Source organism: Thermococcus aciditolerans (assembly GCF_008152015.1).
Taxonomy (GTDB): domain Archaea; phylum Methanobacteriota_B; class Thermococci; order Thermococcales; family Thermococcaceae; genus Thermococcus; species Thermococcus celericrescens.
The window spans coordinates 1,706,089-1,725,438 of record NZ_CP041932.1 but is presented as its reverse complement, the minus strand read 5'-3'; the positions used below and the strand labels follow the sequence as shown (position 1 = coordinate 1,725,438).

Annotated in this window: 18 protein-coding genes and 1 tRNA gene; 12 read left to right on the top strand and 7 right to left on the bottom strand. The window is 51.8% G+C overall.

All coding sequences use genetic code 11. The features are described from left to right. Positions 1-222 precede the first annotated feature (222 nt). Positions 223-810, bottom strand: a complete 588-nt coding sequence (gene udg / locus FPV09_RS09475) for a type-4 uracil-DNA glycosylase (protein ID WP_148883223.1) — start codon at positions 808-810, stop codon at positions 223-225. A gap of 9 nt (positions 811-819) precedes the next feature. Next, the gene (locus FPV09_RS09470) at positions 820-1,170 is read right to left on the bottom strand and encodes a hypothetical protein (RefSeq protein WP_148883222.1); all 351 of its coding nucleotides are present in this window, start codon (positions 1,168-1,170) and stop codon (positions 820-822) included. 186 nt (positions 1,171-1,356) lie between these two features. Here FPV09_RS09470 and tes point away from each other — a divergent pair, with 186 nt between their 5' ends. From tes to FPV09_RS09455, 3 genes are all read left to right on the top strand, one after another. Next, complete coding sequence (gene tes / locus FPV09_RS09465; protein WP_148883221.1) at positions 1,357-3,126, top strand: tetraether lipid synthase Tes; 1,770 nt, start codon at positions 1,357-1,359, stop codon at positions 3,124-3,126. A gap of 5 nt (positions 3,127-3,131) precedes the next feature. Continuing rightward, a complete protein-coding gene (locus tag FPV09_RS09460; protein WP_148883220.1) occupies positions 3,132-3,434 on the top strand; it encodes a DUF3213 domain-containing protein in 303 nt (100 codons plus the stop codon). 256 nt (positions 3,435-3,690) lie between these two features. Next, on the top strand, positions 3,691-6,000 hold the full coding sequence (locus FPV09_RS09455; RefSeq protein ID WP_148883219.1) for a methyl-accepting chemotaxis protein: 2,310 nt from the start codon (positions 3,691-3,693) through the stop codon (positions 5,998-6,000). Positions 6,001-6,012: 12 nt separating this feature from the next. On the opposite strand, the gene FPV09_RS09450 is transcribed toward FPV09_RS09455, so the two are convergent. Beyond that, on the bottom strand, positions 6,013-7,479 hold the full coding sequence (locus tag FPV09_RS09450; RefSeq protein ID WP_148883218.1) for a DUF2139 domain-containing protein: 1,467 nt from the start codon (positions 7,477-7,479) through the stop codon (positions 6,013-6,015). Between the two features lie 89 nt (positions 7,480-7,568). On the opposite strand from FPV09_RS09450, the gene FPV09_RS09445 reads away from it, so the two are divergent. Both FPV09_RS09445 and FPV09_RS09440 read left to right on the top strand, forming a co-directional pair. After that, the gene (locus FPV09_RS09445) at positions 7,569-7,916 is read left to right on the top strand and encodes a CidA/LrgA family protein (protein WP_148883217.1); all 348 of its coding nucleotides are present in this window, start codon (positions 7,569-7,571) and stop codon (positions 7,914-7,916) included. Continuing rightward, on the top strand, positions 7,913-8,587 hold the full coding sequence (locus tag FPV09_RS09440; RefSeq protein WP_148883216.1) for a CidB/LrgB family autolysis modulator: 675 nt from the start codon (positions 7,913-7,915) through the stop codon (positions 8,585-8,587). The genes FPV09_RS09445 and FPV09_RS09440 overlap by 4 nt, the downstream gene beginning before the upstream one ends. On the opposite strand, the gene FPV09_RS09435 is transcribed toward FPV09_RS09440, so the two are convergent. Both FPV09_RS09435 and FPV09_RS09430 read right to left on the bottom strand, forming a co-directional pair. Further along, complete coding sequence (locus FPV09_RS09435) at positions 8,549-8,992, bottom strand: Tfx family DNA-binding protein (RefSeq protein ID WP_148883811.1); 444 nt, start codon at positions 8,990-8,992, stop codon at positions 8,549-8,551. The two genes, FPV09_RS09440 and FPV09_RS09435, sit on opposite strands and share 39 nt — an antisense overlap. Before the next feature lie 162 nt (positions 8,993-9,154). Continuing rightward, positions 9,155-9,232 (bottom strand) — tRNA-Tyr (locus tag FPV09_RS09430). Positions 9,233-9,302: 70 nt separating this feature from the next. On the opposite strand from FPV09_RS09430, the gene FPV09_RS09425 reads away from it, so the two are divergent. Both FPV09_RS09425 and FPV09_RS09420 read left to right on the top strand, forming a co-directional pair. Continuing rightward, on the top strand, positions 9,303-9,884 hold the full coding sequence (locus FPV09_RS09425; RefSeq protein ID WP_148883215.1) for a transposase: 582 nt from the start codon (positions 9,303-9,305) through the stop codon (positions 9,882-9,884). Beyond that, complete coding sequence (locus FPV09_RS09420; protein WP_148883214.1) at positions 9,881-10,441, top strand: aldolase; 561 nt, start codon at positions 9,881-9,883, stop codon at positions 10,439-10,441. Before FPV09_RS09425 ends, FPV09_RS09420 begins: the two co-directional genes overlap by 4 nt. A gap of 59 nt (positions 10,442-10,500) precedes the next feature. On the opposite strand, the gene FPV09_RS09415 is transcribed toward FPV09_RS09420, so the two are convergent. Next, positions 10,501-10,752, bottom strand: coding sequence for a UPF0147 family protein (locus FPV09_RS09415; RefSeq protein WP_014013138.1), 252 nt, complete (start codon positions 10,750-10,752; stop codon positions 10,501-10,503). Between the two features lie 113 nt (positions 10,753-10,865). Beyond that, on the bottom strand, positions 10,866-11,393 hold the full coding sequence (gene cobO / locus FPV09_RS09410; RefSeq protein WP_148883213.1) for a cob(I)yrinic acid a,c-diamide adenosyltransferase: 528 nt from the start codon (positions 11,391-11,393) through the stop codon (positions 10,866-10,868). Positions 11,394-11,547: 154 nt separating this feature from the next. Here cobO and hsdR point away from each other — a divergent pair, with 154 nt between their 5' ends. From hsdR to FPV09_RS09385, 5 genes are read left to right on the top strand one after another with little or no spacing between them, the layout of a single operon-like run. After that, positions 11,548-14,076 carry an EcoAI/FtnUII family type I restriction enzme subunit R gene (gene hsdR / locus FPV09_RS09405; protein WP_148883212.1) on the top strand — a complete coding sequence of 843 codons (2,529 nt, stop codon included), beginning with the start codon at positions 11,548-11,550 and terminating at the stop codon, positions 14,074-14,076. Between the two features lie 3 nt (positions 14,077-14,079). After that, positions 14,080-15,576: a class I SAM-dependent DNA methyltransferase gene (locus FPV09_RS09400; protein WP_148883211.1), complete on the top strand. Its 1,497-nt coding sequence runs from the start codon at positions 14,080-14,082 to the stop codon at positions 15,574-15,576. Continuing rightward, a complete protein-coding gene (locus FPV09_RS09395; RefSeq protein ID WP_148883210.1) occupies positions 15,573-16,892 on the top strand; it encodes a restriction endonuclease subunit S in 1,320 nt (439 codons plus the stop codon). The genes FPV09_RS09400 and FPV09_RS09395 overlap by 4 nt, the downstream gene beginning before the upstream one ends. A 1-nt stretch (position 16,893) precedes the next feature. Continuing rightward, a complete protein-coding gene (locus tag FPV09_RS09390; protein ID WP_168194754.1) occupies positions 16,894-18,138 on the top strand; it encodes a DUF3800 domain-containing protein in 1,245 nt (414 codons plus the stop codon). Further along, the gene (locus tag FPV09_RS09385) at positions 18,128-19,324 is read left to right on the top strand and encodes a hypothetical protein (protein WP_148883208.1); all 1,197 of its coding nucleotides are present in this window, start codon (positions 18,128-18,130) and stop codon (positions 19,322-19,324) included. Before FPV09_RS09390 ends, FPV09_RS09385 begins: the two co-directional genes overlap by 11 nt. Positions 19,325-19,350: the final 26 nt, after the last annotated feature.

Sequence of the window (19,350 nt, the reverse complement as noted above, 5' to 3'; positions counted from 1 at the left end):
CGAAAATACTGCTGAACTGCCATGCAGATCCATGATATTGTATGGCCATTTCAGTGAACATTCCTGTTGCCCTGCATTATGAGATACTTTCAAGTACATTAATGCGCACCACTACCATAAAAACCTTTCTCAGAAAAAGCTTCATCTAAATCCGGAGGGGCCTTAAAAAAAGCCAGATGTTTCCCGTTCACTCGGAATAGTAATTGAAAGGTGAAGAAAGGTTCATAGTGAGGAACCGATGAGCTCCCCGAGCCTAAGAAAGTCCTTTCTGAGCTCCTCCTTTATGGGCGGCCTGTAAAGTGCGGCGGCCGGGTGATACATCGGCATTATGATTATCTTCCCGAAGAGAGTGTGGGTTTCGAAGGTTTTTCCGTGTATCTTGCTTATGGGTTCGGGGTCAAAGCCGAACTTCTCCAGGATGTACCTCATGGAGTGCCTGCCGAGCGGAACTATAACCCTGGGCCGGATGATGTCTATCTGTCTGTCGAGGTAGGGGGAGCAGGCCTTTATCTCATCCTCCAGCGGGTCACGGTTCTCGGGCGGGCGGCACTTGACTATGTTGGTTATGTAAACCTCATCCCTGGTGAGACCTATCTCAGCCAGGAGCTCGTCGAGTACCTTCCCTGCCCTTCCGACGAAGGGTAACCCCTTCTGGTCCTCCCAGTAGCCCGGCGCTTCGCCGACGAACATCACCTTGGCGTCATAGCTCCCGGAACCGGGAACGGCGTTGGTTCTAAGGCCCCCGAGCGGGCATTTCTGGCAGTTCCTTATGCGCTCTTCAAGCTTCCTCATGAGTTCTTCCTTCCCCATGGGAGCACCTCATGAGAGCATCTTCTGGGAGAGATAGGCTTTGAGGAACTCGACCCAGGCGGTGTAGTAGCCCTTCTCGTACTCGTCCCTGAACTCGTGCTCGAGTATCCCCTGGAAGTGCTCGAGGAGCTTCTCCGCCTTCTCCCTGTCGTGCTCGCTGATGAGCTGGACTATGAGGGAGTTGGGGTCGTTGTCCTTTATGGCGCTCATGAAGCCGTTTATGGCCTTGCCGTAGCCCCTGCCCCACTCATCGGGGCCGGCCATCTTCTGGAGCTTCTCCAGGTGCCCCTTGGCCCTGGAAAAGTCCCGCTTTAGCAGAGCCCTCAGGAACATCTCCATCCTCATCTCTCTCGCCGGCATTCTACCACCTCTCAAAGGATAGTACGGCCGGCTTTTAATGGTTTCCTCGGATCGAACGGTTCCGTCGGCTACCCACATATGTCCCATACCTATGCAGGAAAATTTGCATATTTACGCAAAAGCTTTTATACCCCGGGATTGGAGGAATAAGCAGACAGGGAGAAGTCAAACGCAGGGGTGAAACCCATGGCCGAAAGTGTTGGTGAAGTTCCAAGCGGCGAAAAAGAGTTCGCCGAATCAACCCGCAGGATAAGGGATATTATCGAATTCCCAGAGATAAATGAGGAAGAGTTTGAGCGCATGCTCAAGAGTGCAAGCAGGGCCTACGGAGGGCCCCTGCCCCACAGGACGTATTCTATCTGTCCCGAAACGAGGAGGGTCGTTCCGGCCCTCATATGGGAGAACGATGGGAAGGTTTGGATAACCAAACGCTGTCCCGAAGGTATAATAACCGACGTTTATTACGAGAGCGTTGATCAGTACTACCGCTTCCAGAAGTGGAAGTTCGATTTCAAGCTCATGAGCACAAACGTTGAGAACACGGGCGTCAACTGCCCCTTCGACTGCGGTATGTGCGCTAGACACCTCTCCCACACGAACCTCATCAACATAGTTCTGACGAACCGGTGTAATTTGAGTTGCTGGTATTGTTTCTTTTACCTCAAAGAGGGCCAGCCCATATACGAGCCCACCCTCGAGCAGATACGCATGATGCTCCGCAACGCCAAGAGGCAGCACCCGGTTGGGGCGAACGCCGTCCAGCTGACCGGCGGCGAGCCCACCCTCCGCGAAGACCTCATCGAGATAATCAAAATCGCAAAGGAAGAAGGCTACGACCACGTCCAGCTCAACACCGACGGAATAAAGCTCGCCTTCGAGCCAGAGCTGGTAAAGAAGATCCGCGAAGCGGGCGTTAATACCCTCTACATGAGCTACGACGGAATGACCCCCCAGACCAACTGGAAGAACCACTGGGAGGTTCCACTCATCCTCGAGAACGTCAGGAAGGTCGGCGGGCCCGGCATAGTCCTCGTCCCGACCACCATCAGGAACGTCAACGACCACGAGCTCGGTGCCATAATCAACTTCGGCCTCAACCACATCGATATAATAAGGGGTGTTAACTTCCAGCCCATCTCACTCGTCGGAAGGGTTCCGCGGAAGGAGCGCCAGCGCTTCAGGATAACGATTCCCGGGGCGATAGCGAGGATCGAGGAGCAGACCAACGGGGCAATAGCCATGGACGACTGGTACCCGATTCCGATAGCGGGACACATAGCGCGCTTCTTTGAGGCGTTCACCGGCTCCCGCTACTACATGACCAGCCACTACTGCTGTGGCGCTGCCACCTACGTCTTCCTCGACCGCGAGAACAAGCGCGTCGTCCCGATAAGCAGGTTCCTCGACGTCGAGGGCTTCGTCGAGTACCTCGAGAGCAAGGCTGAGGAGATAGAGAACTGGAAGACCATGGGCAGGTTCCAGAGGCTCAAGCTCGGGGCCGAGATCTTCATGAAGTTCCGCTCCTTCTACGACGACAAGTACGCACCTGAGGGCATCAAAGTCCTCGACCTCATCAAGAACGCCTTCATGTACGGCAACTACGACGCCCTCGGAAAGTTCCACACCAACGCCCTCTTCCTCGGAATGATGCACTTCATGGATGAGTACAACTACGACGTCGAGCGCGTCGAGCGCTGCGTCATCCACTACGCCATGCCGGACGGCAGGACGGTGCCCTTCTGCACCTTCAACGTGATTCCCGAGCTCTACAGGGACAAGGTGCAGGCCCAGTTCAGCTACACCTGGGACGAGTGGAAGGCAATGCACCCGGACTGGGACTACCACAGGGACAAATACATCAGGACGAAGGAGTTCGTTGAGCGGATGAAGAACAGCGAGCTTTACAGGAAGACCTACATAGACATAGAGGACTACTTCGGCCTGAACACGAGGTGATTGCGATGAGCGAGAGGGTTTACAACAAGACCCTTATCAGGATGGACCTCAAGTTCGGCAGGATAACCCCCGAAGAGGCCCGCGCCAGACAGTACGAGCTCCTCAAGGACGGACGGATATGGAGGGCGTTCATCAACGGCTACGCAAAGAACGGCTTCGTGGTCTTCGACGGGGAAACCATCTCAAAGGAGGAGGTGCTTGAAAAGCTGAGGGACTTCGAGCCGGAGGTAACCTCCATTGGGAGGCTTACCGTCGCAGAGCTCGTAGAGTCCAGCTACTCATGGAACAACATCCTTTCAAAGGCATGAGGTGCATTCTTATATCTTTATTCTCCGCCTTTTCTCCATCGTGAATGATAGACGAACCTCACCACGTAAACTGCTGTTTTCTGTTGTTGAATCTCCCCCGAAGGACGAAGCTTCTAGAAGAGAAAAGTAATTACCTACATACCGCCCTACACAAAAGCGATTTAAGTGTTAAGCAGTATAACGTCAATAGTCAGACATCGATATACTATTTAGTCGCCTGACTACCGTAGCAGACCACAGGGGAGAGGTGGTTTCCATGCAGTTTAAGAAAAAGATCATCCTGACCATGGCCGCTGCCCTGATCATCACCATACTGATAGGCTCCCTCATCGTGGTCTACTCCTCAATGGTGATGAGGGACAGCATACGAACCTCCCTTGACAAGGAACTGAACACCAACCTTCCCCAGCTCATGGCGCAGGGAATCAAGGAGCCCGTGACTGAGGAGGCGGGGATGATAGCAACGGGATCCGCTGAACTGGGTGCAAAGCTGTTCGACGACTACTTCGAAAAGATGCGCGTTATGGGAACCGTGGCCATAGAAGCTGTTAAAGTTGCGTATTCAAACTACGACGAGAGCGATCCACAGTTCAGAGCGTTTCTTCTGGACCGCTTCAGGTCCGTGAAGGACCTTGACCCGAACATAGCCTACGTTTATTTCGGAAGCACGAGCGGCGGGATGTACATGTGGCCCGACGAACCCCTGCCTGAGGGTTACGACCCGAGGGCCAGACCGTGGTACCAGGAGGCGGTGGCAAAGAACGGCCCGATATGGACGGAGCCGTACCAGGACGCGTCAACCGGAAAGTGGATAGTCACGTACTCGGAGCCTATTTACATCAACGGTAAGCTCGTCGGTGTCATTGGCGTTGACGTCTTCGTCTCCACCCTCATAGAGCAGTCAAAGGAAATAACGATAGGTCAGAGTGGATACCTAGCGATAATAAACAAGGATGGTACCATCATCGTGCACCCCAACGAGAGCCTGGTTCAGACGTTCAACATAAAAGACGACCCTAACCTGGCGTCCCTGGTCGAGGAACTGAACAAGAACAAGGACAAGGGATGGGTCGTCTACTCCTTCCAGGGCGTGGAGAAGGTCGCTGGATACAAGAGGATGAAGACCACAGGGTGGATAGTCCTGGCCACGGTGCCGCTCCACGAGCTTACAGACCCGTTGACCCAGGCGATATCCGACACCCTCGACCAGAGCACGGATAAGATAACCGGGTCCATCCACGCGGTCGTCGATAACAGTCTCAAAACAACGGTGATGGGGTCCCTCATAGCGTCCCTGGTTGGAATCCTGATGCTGTTCCTCGGTTACAGAACCCTCAAAGGAACCCTCAGGCCGCTTGAGGAGCTTAGGAGTGTCGCGCAAGCCCTCGCGGAAGGAAGATTAAGCGACGTGAGCAAGCAACTCAACCAAATCCACTACATTGAAGACGATGAAATTGGAGCCCTCATAAAAGCCTTCGAAGCCGTAGGAAAAGACCTAGTAGGAACACTCAACACCATAGGCGAAAAACTCGAACGCCTCGCCGAAGGCGACTTAAGCAACGGATTAACCGTCGAAGCCAGGGGCGAACTCCAAGAAATCATCCAAGACTTGAGAGACACAACCCACAAACTCAAGGGCTTAATCAGTGAGATAGTCAACGTCACCAACGAACTGGACAAGAGGGCCAACGTTCTCACCCAGATTACGACTGACGTGACTGAAGCCATTAATCAGGTTAACGAAGCGGTACAGCAGGTTAGCATTGAAGCACAGAGACAGCAGGAAAGCATCAACGAAATAACCGAAGGAATGCGCTTCGTCTCAGAAACAAGCGCCGAAAGCGTCAGAGCAATGGACGAATTCGAAGCAGCAGTAAACGAAGTCGTCACAATAGCCAACGAAGGCAGACAAAAAGGCGAAATCTCAGCCAAACAAATCGAAAGCATCCAAGAAATGATGAGCAGCATCGAAAGCACAGTCAGAAAAGTCTCTGAGATGAGTAGGAGTATTGAGGAGATTACGAACGTGATTACCAACATTGCCGAGCAGACGAACTTACTCGCCTTAAACGCGGCCATTGAAGCAGCGAGGGCTGGCGAGGCTGGAAGGGGCTTTGCGGTTGTCGCACAGGAGATTAGGAAGCTTGCGGAGGAGAGTAAGCAGGCTGCAGACAACATCAAGAACATTATTGACCAGATCACCGGCGAAATCCGCGACGCCGTCGACAGCACCCAGAAGGGCGTCACCGTGGTAAGTGAAAGCGCGGACACGCTCAGAGAAACCATAACGTACCTAACCAACATAGCCGACCTGCTTCAGGATGCTAGTTCGAGAATGAGTGAGGTTAAGGAGCAGATTGTTAAGACGCAGGATGAGGTTGAGAATGCTTTGAAGTCACTTGAGAATTTAGCCGCCAGTGCTGAGGAAACCACCGCCTCGGCAGAAGAAGTCAGTTCAGCAGTGGAAGAACAAACCGCAGCAACCGAAGAACTCGAAAGAGCCGCCAAAGACCTCAAAAACATCGTGTCCCAGCTGCGGACAATAATAAGCAAGTTCAGGCTGTGAAAAAAAGAGAGCTCAGCGGAGCTCTATTCTCAATTTTCCTTTCATATCCCCTTTCTCCAGCTCGAAGCTGACGATGCCGCTGAAGGAGTCCAGCTCAAGGATGTTCTTCCCCGCCCTAACGTCGAACCTCTCGGCGACTGCCTCCCCCGCCGGGAGCGATAGGTCGTACTCGTAGACCGTCAGCCGGTTGTCGCCGCTGAGGTGAAGAACCATTCTCGGCTCACGGTAGCCGTCCAGCGGGATTCCACCGAAGGTCCCCGCCCCAAGGCCCTTTGCGGCGCTCGGAAGCGCGAGCGGAAGGGAGAAGCTCACCGCCGGCGGCCTCTCTTGAATTATCCTCTCGTCGAGAACCACTACCTCCCTGTTCCCCGTGTCGAAGGGCGTCGCCTCCGTCGCGCCCGTGTTGGGGGCGGTGTTGGTGGCAACGAGGAGCCTTCCGCCGACTTTCTCGATGCTCGTCACCCTGGCGCCGAATGCCCCGACTATCCTGACCATCGGCGGGGCAAAGTAAACGAGGACGCTCGGCCCGACGACGGTGTTGGTGGCGGCCCACTCGATTCCGGCATCCTGGGAACCTGGCCTGTAAACCGCGTCGTGGTGCGCGTTGAAGGCGGTCAGAATGCCCCCGCCGACGTTTATCGCGTTCACCCTGAATGGGGCGTAGAAGGTGTAGAAGTCGAAGAGCCTGAAGAACCTGAACTCCTCGCCCATGAGGGGATTCCCCGCCAGAACCCCTCCCCTGACGAAGGCGAAGGCCCTGTTGTACGCCGAGGCCATGGCCCCGAGCTCAGGCCTTATGTACGGCCGCCCGTCAGCGCTTCCACCGGGCTTGAACGTCTCCCATCTCCCATCCACCAGGTCGAGGGCCCGGAACTCCCTCAGACCGCCGGTGAAGTTGTTCCCAACGCCGAAAAAGGCAGCATCGTGAACCGTGGTTCCCTTGGGGACCGGCTCGTGAATCAAAGGTTCGGCCTTTCCGGTTCTTCTGTCCAAGGCATAGACGCCGAGGTTGGCGTGGCCGTCCTCCCTCGCGAGGAGAAGCCTGTCGCCGTAGGGGTCGTAGAGTATATCGCTCACCTCTCCCGCCCAGTCGGTCTCGTGGTGGATGGAATCCTTCCAGAGCAACCTTATGGAGTCGTTCTCGGTATCGTAAACGTGAACGTGGGAGTACTTGTTGTAGAAGAGTATCCTCCTGTCCTCCCTGTAAACCGCCGGTGCGTGAACCCAGCCGCCGAAGTATATGAACTCATCAACCGTCTCGACCGCGTTGTAGGTGTCGCCACCGCTAGCCGGGGCGTCTCCGAGGAGGGTGAAGTCGTAAACATTTTCCTCCCCGCTCCCGAGGTCTATGAAGTGCGCCTCCGCCTCAAAGGCCAGCGTGAAGTAGAGCGTCCCGTTGTGATATTTCAGCCCGAATATTCCCCCGCTGCCCCATTCTGGACCGTAGCGACCCGGAAAACGATAGTTCCTCATGAGCATGGTATCACCAGTGGTGTTACGCGGCAGGGGCTTATTGGTCTTTCGCATCACCCGGGATGCTTTTATATGTGAGTACCCTAGATTGGAGCATGAGGCCCTACCGCGGACTGGCGATAATATTCGGCTTCTACGCTCTGGGTGAGTTTACAACCTATGTCCTCAACCTGACGATTCCGGGGAGCGTTCTGGGGATGCTCTTCCTCCTGGGAGCGCTGCTCACAGGTGCCATCAAACTGGAGTGGGTGGAGGGCGAGGCAGAGCTGTTCGTCAGAAACATGAGCGTCATGTTCATCCCTCCCGGCGTCGGGATAGTGGCCTACCTCGGCCTGATAAAGAGCCAAGCGGTGCCGATATTCGTCGCCCTGATACTGAGCTTCCTGGTTACGCTCGTCGTAACGGCGAAGACCGTCGAGTTCCTCAGGAGGGAGGAGAAATGAACCCGCTCGGAATAACCCTCACCCTGGTGGTCTTCTACCTGTTCTCGGAGATTCACGCCAGGAAAAGGGCCTTCTATACCAACCCGGTTCTCCTCTCCATAATCACGATAGCGGTCATCCTCAAGTGGTTCGGAATCCCCTACGGGAGCTACATGGATAGCGCGGTTATACTCAAGTTCCTCCTCGGGCCGGCGGTGGTGAGTTTGGCCGTTCCGGTTTACAAGGGCAGGGAGACCATAAAGGCCTACGCGAGGGAGATAGCGCTCGGAGTAGCCGTCGGCGGAACGGCTGCAATCCTGAGCGCGTTCTACATCGCGCAGCTCCTCGGCGGTAGCGAGGAGGTCCTCCTCAGCATAGCCCCAAAGAGCGTTACCACGGCCATAGCGATCGGCATAAGCGAGAAGATAGGGGGCATTCCAGCTTTAACCGCGGTCCTCGTGATACTCACCGGGATAATGGGGAACGCGGTTGGGCCGGAGCTGCTGAGCGCGACGGGGGTACGGGACAGAATAGCACGCGGTCTGGCGATGGGCGTGGGCTCCCACGGCCTTGGAACGGCGAGGATAATACTGGACGATGAGCTCGCGGGAGCGGTGAGCGGCCTTGCGATGGCCCTGAACGGCGTCTTCACGTCACTCCTGCTTCCCCACCTTATCGAAGTCCTCAAGTAGGCACTCGCTTATCCTGAGCCTGTCCTTGGCGTCAAGGAAGAGCGTGAAGTCACGCTTCGCTATCCTGTCGCTTATCGGGGCGTGCTCCACGAGAAAGGCTATTATCTCCGCCGTGCTGTACGGCACCTTCACCCTCAGCTCGTCGGCCTTCAGGAAGAGCCTCTCCGGAACGTTGAAGATGTCCTCCCCCTTCCTCACTTCTACGCTTATCTTGGAGTTTATCTGCTCCCATATCAGGAGGGTGTTTCTGGCCTTCTCAATCTTGTCAAGCGCGCGCCTCTCAAGGATGCTTATGTTGGCCCGGCTCGTTCCGAGCATCTCGGCTATCTCGCTCTGTTTGAGGCCCCTGGCGCGGAGCCTGAGAATTTTAATCTGCTGCTCGGTTAGAAAGCTCCCCTTCCCCATTTTAAACACCAGAGTTTAACAACACGCCAAAGGTTAAAAGTTTTTCTCGATACCCCTAACTGGATACCCTGAAAAGATACCCTGGAAAACCACTCGCTCAAAATCGAGTGCGGTAGAAGAACGCTGCAGTTCAGGACTTCCAGGACAGGAGAAGGTTTCTGGTGGTCCCGCGGCCCGGATTTGAACCGGGGACCTGCGGATCTACAGTCCGCCGCCGCTCCCAGGCTAGGCTACCGCGGGACCTCTGCCCGTTCCATAGTGCCCCGGGTAGGTTTATAAATTTTTCTCCTGATTTAGTGGGGGTGAGAGCATGAAGCTGTACGAACCGGTCACGCTCGCGATGCCCCTTGCGAAGAGAATCGGCGAGCTTATACTTGAGAAGGGCCGCCTTCCAGAGGGGGACGAAATCAGGGAATTCATGAGGGAGTTCGGCCTCGAGGAGAGCTGTCTCGACAGGGGGATGGCGATATACAGGACAAAGTTCCTGGTCGCCCTCGCGTTCCCGCGCGGAGAGAACGTTGTCATCGATGTTATATCATCCAGCGGAGAGCTGAGCGACGCCCTCGAGGTCATAGCGTACAGGGACAGGGAGCTGGGTGCCTTCGTCGTGGAGATACTGCCCGCCAACGACCTCGAGTACGAGGGCAACATCGGGATAGAACCGATAATCATAGACGAGAAGACCCTCGAGCCGGAGAGCAACCCCGTTCTCGGCCACTTCGAGGAGGATTCAGAGGGGCTCTTCCTCGTCATAGACCGCGAGACATACTCGAGGTGGAGGAAAAACGGCGACCCGCACACCTGCCCGATATGCGGCGGAGAGCTCGCCTGGAAGGGGGAGAAAGCCTACTGCCGGGACTGCGGCTACGGCGTGAGGGTGGTGAAAGGATGAGCAGGGCAATCAAAACCCAGCTGGTGAAGTACTCCAGGCTGGCCCACGAGAGGGGACTTACAGCTGCATTCGGTGGAAACCTGAGCATCAGGAGGGGAAACCTCGTCTTCATCAAGGCCACCGGGGCGGTGATGGACGACATGACGGCAGAGCAGGTCGCCGTAATCGACATGAGCGGAAGGCAGGTCTCCGGGGTGAGGCCGTCGTCGGAGTACAGGCTCCACCTTGCGGTTTACAGAACGAGGCCCGACGTCAGGGCCATCGCCCATCTGCACCCGCCGTATTCCATCGTCGCCTCGACTCTGGTGGATGGGGAACTGCCGATAATAACCCCCGAGGCCGAGATATACCTGAGGAGAATCCCGATAGCTCCGTTCAGACCCGCTGGGACGAAAGAGCTGGCGGAGGTCACCTCCGAGGCCCTCCAGAACTCAGACGCAGCAATAATGGCCAAGCACGGCATAGTGACCGTGGGGAAAACCCTCAGGGAGGCGTTCTACAAGGCCGAACTCGTCGAGGAGAGCGCGAAGCTCTGGTACATGGGCAGAAAAGTGTGAGCCTGCCGTTCATTTATTCCGTCAGAAAACGCAGGGAAATGAGCGTAAAAAGAAAACGCTCACTTGACCTGCTCGAGGGCACCGAGGACCTCCCAGATGATCGTCCTCGTGTGCATCGGCATGTTCGGGTCCTCGCTTATCTCCTCGAGGATCGCTATGGCATCGGCGGCCCTGACGGCCGGCTCCTTGCTCTCGTCCAGGAGGGCCTCGATTGCCTGCTCGGCGGCGCGCCTTATGTTCCTGGGAACAACGGTGTCCTGAACGACCTGCTCCTTAAGAACCTGCACGATCTGGCCGATGAGCTCGCTCATTCTATCACCCCCTTTTCTAAAGAATTGTTACTAAAACCTTCCCGGATTATCTTAAGCTTTCCTAACTAAAAAGCTTTTCGGTCAACGTCGAAATCGGGGATGGGGGGATGGGATCAGAACTCAACGCCCCTCCTCGCGAGAATCCCCCTCTGGTAGGGGTGCTTAACTTCCCTCATCTCCGTCACGTAGTCGGCCAGCTCAAAGAGTTCCTCCGGGCAATAGCGGCCGGTCAAGACCAGCTCCGTGTGCGGCGCTTTGTTCTTGATGAGCCCCTTGACCTCATCAACATCGAGCATTCCGAAGCCGAGGGCGACGCAGATTTCGTCGAGAACCACCAAATCCCACTCGCCGCTCGAGACCACTTCCCTCGCGCGAGCCAGGGCCCTCTTTGCAGCTTCTATGTCGTCTGGCTCGGGCTCCCCGTGGACGAACTTGGGTAAACCGAAGGACTCTATAACTGCACCGCACTCGGCTATCTTCTTCTGCTCGCCGTAAACGTCCGGCGCCTTCATAAACTGGAGGATTATGACCTTCCCACCGGAGCCGAGCATCCTCACGGCGAAGCCGAAGGCGGCGGTGGTCTTTCCCTTCCCGTTGCCGGTGTAGATATGAACCAGTCCGAGCTTGTCTTTCCAGGGCATGTGGATTCACCGAGGTGGATATAATCGCCAGGGGTTTTAAGGGTGTTGGGTACCGATACCTTTCTGTAATGGAGATAATATATATAAAATCTATCCCTATGCCCAAAAGTAAACGTTATATATCTCATGAGGTCACAGAATATGGGTCTCAAACATGGTGGAGTATCCAGATTACAATGAAACGGATACGAGGACTAAGCTGATCGATCCAAAGCTTCATGAGAGCGGATGGGACGAGGATAAAATCCAAAGGGAATATCAAATCTCAGATGGGAGAATTCTCAACAGTGACGGAAGCAGAACTCCTCCCAAGAGAGCCGACTACGTGCTGTTTTATCCGGATTTCAGAAGGCACATTATAGCTGTGGTAGAGGCGAAGAGGGCCAAAGAGGATCCGTACCAAGGCCTCGAACAGGCAAAGAGATACGCCAAGATGCTGAACGCCCCCTTTGCATATGCCACCAACGGTCTAAGAATTATCGAATACGACTTCTTCACAAAGCAGACGCGTGAACTCGATAGGTTCCCCGGCCCGGAGGAATTATGGAACAGATACAACCAGAGGAGAGGATTGGATGAGGTTATAAAATGCCTTGATTCCAATCCCCTTGAAGTTCCATTCTACATTCGCGATAAAAAGCCCCGTTATTACCAGGAGGTAGCTGTTAGGCGCGCAATAGAGGAGATACTCCTCGGGAGAAAACGTCTGCTCCTGACGATGGCGACGGGAAGCGGAAAGACGTTCGTAGCGTTCCAGATAGCGTGGAAACTCCACCAGAGCGGCTTTTTGAAAAAGATACTCTTTGTAGTGGACAGGGTCTACCTGCGGGGACAAGCGTACAACGCGTTTGAAGCCTTTGGAAACGCGCGCTGCGAGCTCACGGGAGATAACATCAACTTCGCTAAGGACGTTTATTTTGCTACATATCAGACATTATATTCAGAGAAAAACGGTAAGAAGGTTTACCAGCATTTTGACCCAGACTATTTCGATCTTGTAATAATAGACGAGTGCCACCGCTCGGGCTGGAATAGATGGCATGACATCCTAGAGCACTTCGGCAACGCCATCCATCTCGGTCTAACCGCAACTCCAAAGAGAAAATACAACGTTGACGTTTACAGGTACTTCGGTGAGCCCATCTACGAGTACAAGCTCGCCCAGGGCATAGAAGACGGCTACCTTGCCCCGCCGGAAGAAATCATAAGGGTTTACACCAACGTGGACAAAGAGGGTAGAATAACCTTCAAAGAGCTCAGAAGTGCAGGCATTCAGCTGGAGATACCGGAAGGAGCGGAGCTCAAGGAGTATTATACTGCAGAAGAATTTGAAAAGAGCATAATCCTTCCCGATAGGACGATGGCCATAGTGGGCTGGATAGCGAAGTTCCTTGAGGATACGGATCCCTTTGCCAAGACCGTTATTTTCTGCCCAACCCAAAGACACGCAAGGGAAGTGGCGGACCTTCTAAACAACTATTTCAACCCGAAGTTCCACGTTGACAACTACGCCTATCCGATAATCTCGGACGACCCCGAGGCCCACCGGGTTCTTAGGAACAGCTTCGCAAACGCCGAGGAACAGTTTCCGGCGGTGGCGACGACCGTTGACGTGCTGAGCACCGGAATAGATGTCCCTCCGATAAAGAACATAATCTTTCTGAAGCACATTGGCTCCAAGGTGGAGTTCCACCAGATAATTGGCAGGGCTTCAAGATTGTACCATAAAACCGGGAAGTTCACTTTCAGGGTAGTAGATTTCACGGGAGCAACGAGGCTCTTTGACCGGTGGGATTTCCCCAAGTTCAAACCAGATGAAAACCGGCCCACGGATTGGTACCTGAACTTGCTTATAGTCGATGATGAAACGCTAAGACCGATCAAGGGCGCAGATATCGTGGTTCATGTTAAACCCGGAAAGCCACGTCACATCGTCGCAGACGACAATGGAAGAATATTCCTCAGTAACGTGCCGAGGGAAGCAGTATTCGTTGATATACGGGCGAGCGGATACCGGCCAAAGAAAACGTACGTCTCGACCTTCCCGAGACCAGATAACCAGGCAACTGTAACACTCAGAAAACTGAAACCTGAGAACAAAGAACCGATAACAGTGAGAGGCATCAACGTCTACATCCAGGAGGAGAACAAGATAAAGATAGAGATCAAGGGCAACAAGGTTCTTGAGGCCGAGTATGTGAAGTACACCAAGGAGCAGGTGAAGAGGAGGATTACCAGCCTGGCCGATCTCAAGAAAATCTGGTTGAACCGAAAAGCGAGGCTTGGATTTAAGGAAGACCTGAAAAAAGCGGGCATAGACCTCAAGCTGCTCTCACTCATCGAGAAGGTTCCCGAGGCGGATGAGTTCGACCTCTTGGCCAACCTGCTCTTTGACGCCCCGATAGTTTCGAGGGACGAGAGGGCGCACCTGTTCCTTGAGCTGAAGAAGGAGTTCATGGACAAGTTCGGCGAGAAGGGCAGGGAAATAATCCTCGACCTCATAGACCACTACCGCCTCTACGGCCTGAGCGAGATTGAAGACCCAATGGTTTTTGAACTTCCGGAGTTCAAGGCCTACGGTGGGCTGAAAGGCATTGCCAAGCTGTTCGGCGGAGGGAAAGGCCTTCGCAAAGTCCTGGAGGAGATTGAAAAAGGCCTGTACGCCGATTTAATGGAGGGATGATTAATGGAGAGGCAGACCCTTGCGAATAGAATCGAGCACATCTACGAGATAATGCGAGCCGAAGGGCTTTCAATTCTCGATTACGTTGAACAGCTCTCATGGATGCTTTTCCTTAAAATCCTGAGTGATAGGGAAGAGGAGAGAAAGCTTGAGGCCGAGCTGAGAGGTGAGCGATACAGCCCGGTGATAAAGGAGGAGTACCTCTTCCACAACTGGCCGAAGCGCTTCAGTGTTGACAGCCTGAAGAGGGTAAAGGACGTAAAGGCCTTCTACGATTTCATAGCGAACGAGCTCTGGCCGTATCTCAGCTCCCTCGGCGGGAGCGACGAGCTGAACAAGATAGGGGAGATATTCTCCAACGTCACGCTCAAGGTTCACGACCCCCACAACCTGCTTGAAATATTCCAGAACATCGAAGACATAAGAACCGACGAAGAAGATACGCAGATAATGTCCCAGCTCTACGAGGAGACCCTGATGCTCATGGGCCGTGAGGGAGGGGCGGCCGGCGAGTACTACACCCCCAGGCCCATTGTCAGGTTCATGGTTAAGGTCGTCGACCCAAAGATCGGGGAAACCGTCTTCGACCCATTCTGCGGCTCAGGCGGCTTTCTCGTCGAGGCCTACAACCACATGTACAAACAAGCCAAAACCGCCGAAGACCTGAGGAAGCTTGAGAAGGCCTTCCACGGCCAGGAGCTCAAGGCCCAGCCCTATTTAATAGCCAACATGAACACCCTCCTCCACGGGGTCAATGCGAAGCTCGTGAAGACCGACACCTTCAGCGAGGACCTGCACAATCCGGGCGAGCGTTACGAGGTAATACTCACGAACCCACCGTTTGGGGGCAAAATAAAGGAATCCAACCTTCAAAACTTAATCGTTAGAACCCGCTCGACCGAGCTGGCGGCGCTCCAATACGTAATGAGAAAGGTGAAGCCCGGGGGCAGGGTGGGCATAGTCCTGCCGGACGGGGTCCTTTCCAACGTTACCAAGGCCTACGTAAGGGTTAGAAAAGATCTCCTCGAAAAGAACAACGTCTTCGCGATAGTCAGCCTCCCCCAGGGTGTCTTCGCCAACATCTCACCCAAGGGCGGAACCGGGCCGAAAACCAGTTTGCTCTTCTTCGAGCGCGGAAAGCCCACGAAGGAAATCTGGTACTACGAGCTTATGCCGCCTAACGGAAAGAACTACACGAGGGCGAACCCGATTAAGGATGAGGACTTAAGCGATGCACTCAAAAAGTTCGAGGCGTGGAGGAAGTACCTTGAAACCGGAGACGAGGAGTGGAAGAAGAAAGCTCTCTCCGAGAACTCTTGGGTGGTCAGTATAGAAGAGATAAAGGAGAGGGACTATGATTTAAGCGCGAGGAACCCGAACAGGAAGCTAACGATAGAGTACCCAGCGCCCGAAGAGATTATAGCAAGCCTTGAGGAGAAAGAGAAGAGGATAAGCGAGCTTCTGGCAGAGATTAAGTCCGTCCTCGGTGAGAAGCCATGAGGGAGAAGCCACTCACGGAGTTCATGGGTTCGAAGAAGGTCGCCAAAGGGCAGGGGGAGAAACCCGCGGAGCCGAAGGTCGCGGGTCTGAAAGGACCGTGGGAGCTACCCGAAGGGTGGAGATGGGTTAGGTTGGGGGAGGTTGCAGGAATACGTGGTAATTCAGGAGTTAAAAAGAAAATTGCCCAGTCTATGGAGGCTGTGTTTATACCAATGGAGTTGATCCCAGAACGGGGTATTTTCGCTCGATATGAAATACGAAAATCTGAGGAAGTTAAAAGCTATTCATATTGTGAACCTGGGGATATCTTGCTTGCAAAAATAACGCCTTCTTTCGAAAATGGAAAACAGGGAATAGTCCCAGAAGTTCCGAGCGAATTTGCGCTAGCAACAACAGAAGTTTACGCCATCTACCCAAAAGATAAGACCTTAATTGAAACAATGTATCTTTTTCATTTTCTTAGGAGCTCATACGCTAGAAGAATCCTTGAAGAACAAATGCTTGGGACCACTGGGAGACAAAGAGTGCCCAAAGAAGCTGTGTTAAAACTTCAAATCCCCCTCCCCCCTCTCAAAGAACAAAAACACATCGTCGCCAAGCTCGACGAGGTGAGCAAGCGCCTTGAGGAGGCGAAGAAGCTCGCGAGGGAAGCGAGGGAGGAAGCGGAAAAGCTGATGGCCTCGGCGCTCCACGAGGTCTTCTCGAAGGCGGAGGAGCGGGGCTGGGAGTGGAGAAAGTTAAATGAAATCTGCGAGAAAATTACAGACAGAGACCATAAAACACCAAAGTACACTCCACAGGGAATACCTGTTATTTCCCCTGAGAATTTTACTCCATTTGGAATTGATTTCAAAAGCGCTAAAAAGTACATTCCCGAGGAGGACTATAAAAAGGAACTGCGAAGGGTTGATCCCAAACCTGGGGATATTCTCTACTCACGCATTGGGACTATCGGGGAAGCTAGACTCTTAAAAGAATTCCCACCTTTCATCCCACTTCATAGCCTAGTGCTTATCAGACCCAATACTCAAGTTGTCACTAGTGAGTACCTCTTGTATGTACTTAATTCCCAGATAGTCAGAGTCCAAGCAAAAGAGAAGACAAGAAGCATCGGAACACCAGATCTAGGAATAAGAGAGATTAGAAGATTCCGGATTCCCCTCCCACCCCTCAACGAACAAAAACGCATCGTCGCCTACCTCGACTCAGTGAGTGAGCGCGCTCAAAAGCTCGTCAAGCTCTACGAGGAGCGGGAAAAGGAGCTTGAACAGCTCCTCCCCGCGATACTCGATAGGGCGTTTAGGGGTGAGTTATGAGGTGAAAAAACGCTTCTATGTATTTTTGGATGAAAGTGGAAATACTGGAGATTTAATTCTTAACAAAGAGAATATCCGTCATTTTAATAATCAACCATACTTTGTACTAGGCGGCTTTGGAATAGAAAACGATGAAAGTAGCTTCGAGGAATTAACAAGTGCCATAACTAGGTTAAAAAAGGACAACCACATCTACTTTAAAGAGCTAAAAGGAGCCCGTCTTTGGCCAAAGAAGATTAAGTTTATCTATGAATTGTTCAAATACCTGTATGAAAACGATTTTCCTGTTTTTGTGGAGTTAATGGACAAGAAATTTTTCATTATTGCCAACATTGCGAATATCGTCGGTTTGACTTCTGGAGTACTCGATCATCCTAAAGCATTGTTCGACAAGAGAATTTTCTTTAACAGATTCGCTGATTATTTATATCTAAACTTGTCTCCTGAGACTATTATATGGTTCTCCAAAGCTAGCAGAGAGCCCTCGCAAGAAAATGTAGAAACGTTCTTAGCATTCTTAAGAAGAGATTCGGAGAAGTTCCCACTGAAGTTTAAGGAACCTATTGATAGGATGATAGACAGATACTACTATCAGCTAACTAATCATCTTATAAGCCCAACACAATATTCGACTCCCCCTTGGGAATATTATGTACCCCCCGCAGATCCTAAATCCGGATCAAAGAGAGTATCTCTTCTACCCCACACTACTGCAGCAACAAATGTGTTCATGAGAGTTAACAGATATTCAAATGATCGGGGATATGAGGGGGTGGTTATTATCCACGACCAACAAGAACAGTGGAAGGAAATACTACAAAACGAACTTCATATTCTGTCAGACCCCTCATCTAACGTCTCAAAGAAATTAAGGGAGAGAGGTATCCCTTATCCGTTAAATTTAAGACTAGATTACAATTTTGATCGACATTATCGTATATTCTTTGGCGATTCAGAGAAAACAATATTTCTGCAGTTAGCCGATGTAATATCAAGTTCCATAAATAAGCTCTGGGAGAAATTCAAACGAAATTATAGACTTAGGCCATACTCTAAGAAGATCATTGATATTATCCTTAACTTCCCCGCTAAAGTCCATACTAGCACCGGGACAAATTTCGTAATAGCAAAGTTTGAATTTGAAAAATTAATGGAGAACGCCACAGGAAGAAGTCTTCCTTGGGAATACATAGAATATGGACCCTTATTCCCAATGTCCGGGAGAGGGAGTACTTATGAGAATTGACAAAAAGATCATAGCGCTGATCAAAGGTGTTCTTGGACTTATAGAGATCGCAGGAAGTATTTACATAAGTTACTATCTCAAGAATCCTTACTATCTTATCCCCGGCATTGTGCTCTTTGTAATAACAGTAGCAATTTTATCATACCTCACTGAGCCCGAAACGAATGAAGTTCCTGAGACCATTATTGAAATAATCGCAGAGAAATCCGAAGAATCCGGGAGAAAGACACAGGAAAACGAAGAGCTAAAAATGGAATTGGAAAAGTATCAGAAACTCGCAAAGATACTGAATCTTCTCGTAGAAGATGGAAAAATCCCTGTGTGGCAGATTTATCAGATTTGGGAGAATACCCTCAAACACAGGGACACATATATGATATTTGAAATGGGAGACGCTTTTCCTCTCTCAAAAGCCCTAGATGAATCAAGAAAGAAAAGAGAAATAAAGTTCTCAAAAGAAGCTAGGAGATTAATAGTAAACTCATTGAGGAATAAGGGATTCATTGCAACTAGATCGATGTTTTCAAACTTTGTAACCTCCAAAATGAAAGCTATCCGACTGTTCAGTGATAGGGCTCTAAGGATGGTTCCATTATATGTAATTAAGATCCCCAAAAATGTAATTACCTCCGAAAATGAAGTGAAACAAGTAATCGTGGATGGATACATGGAATATGCCCATAAAACAAAGCGAATCTTGATAGAAGAGCTGAGAAAGATTTCATCAAAATTAGAGGATAACGACAAAGAGAACATGGAAAAACTGATATCAACTATCGAGTTGTGGCATCCTACTGGGTCAGTCCTCTTGGTAATGCCTCTAGATACCATGCCAGTAGTCCTTGGTTCGGATAAAGTGTCTCCAGAGGCATTATTTCTTTTAGCAGGTAATGAAAGAAATTTAGAGAAACTTAAGGAGTACCTAAAAGAAACAATATTTCCATATCTGACAATCTCCATTTATGGCAAATATGCAGATTTATACATAGCAAAGATTCGAAAACTGGAACAACAAGAAAATGAACTGTTAAATCAACTAAACATCTCTTCGTGGTCTGAACTGCCAGTATTGTGGGAGAAAGACCCAAATACTTGCATTTCAGTGCTTAGCACAGCTGATCTTATTCCAGGAGAAATTGAAAAACTTGTTGGTGCTATCAGAGAAATACAAGATGTTTTGAGCTAAGAGAAACCTCAAACTGTCATTCCATC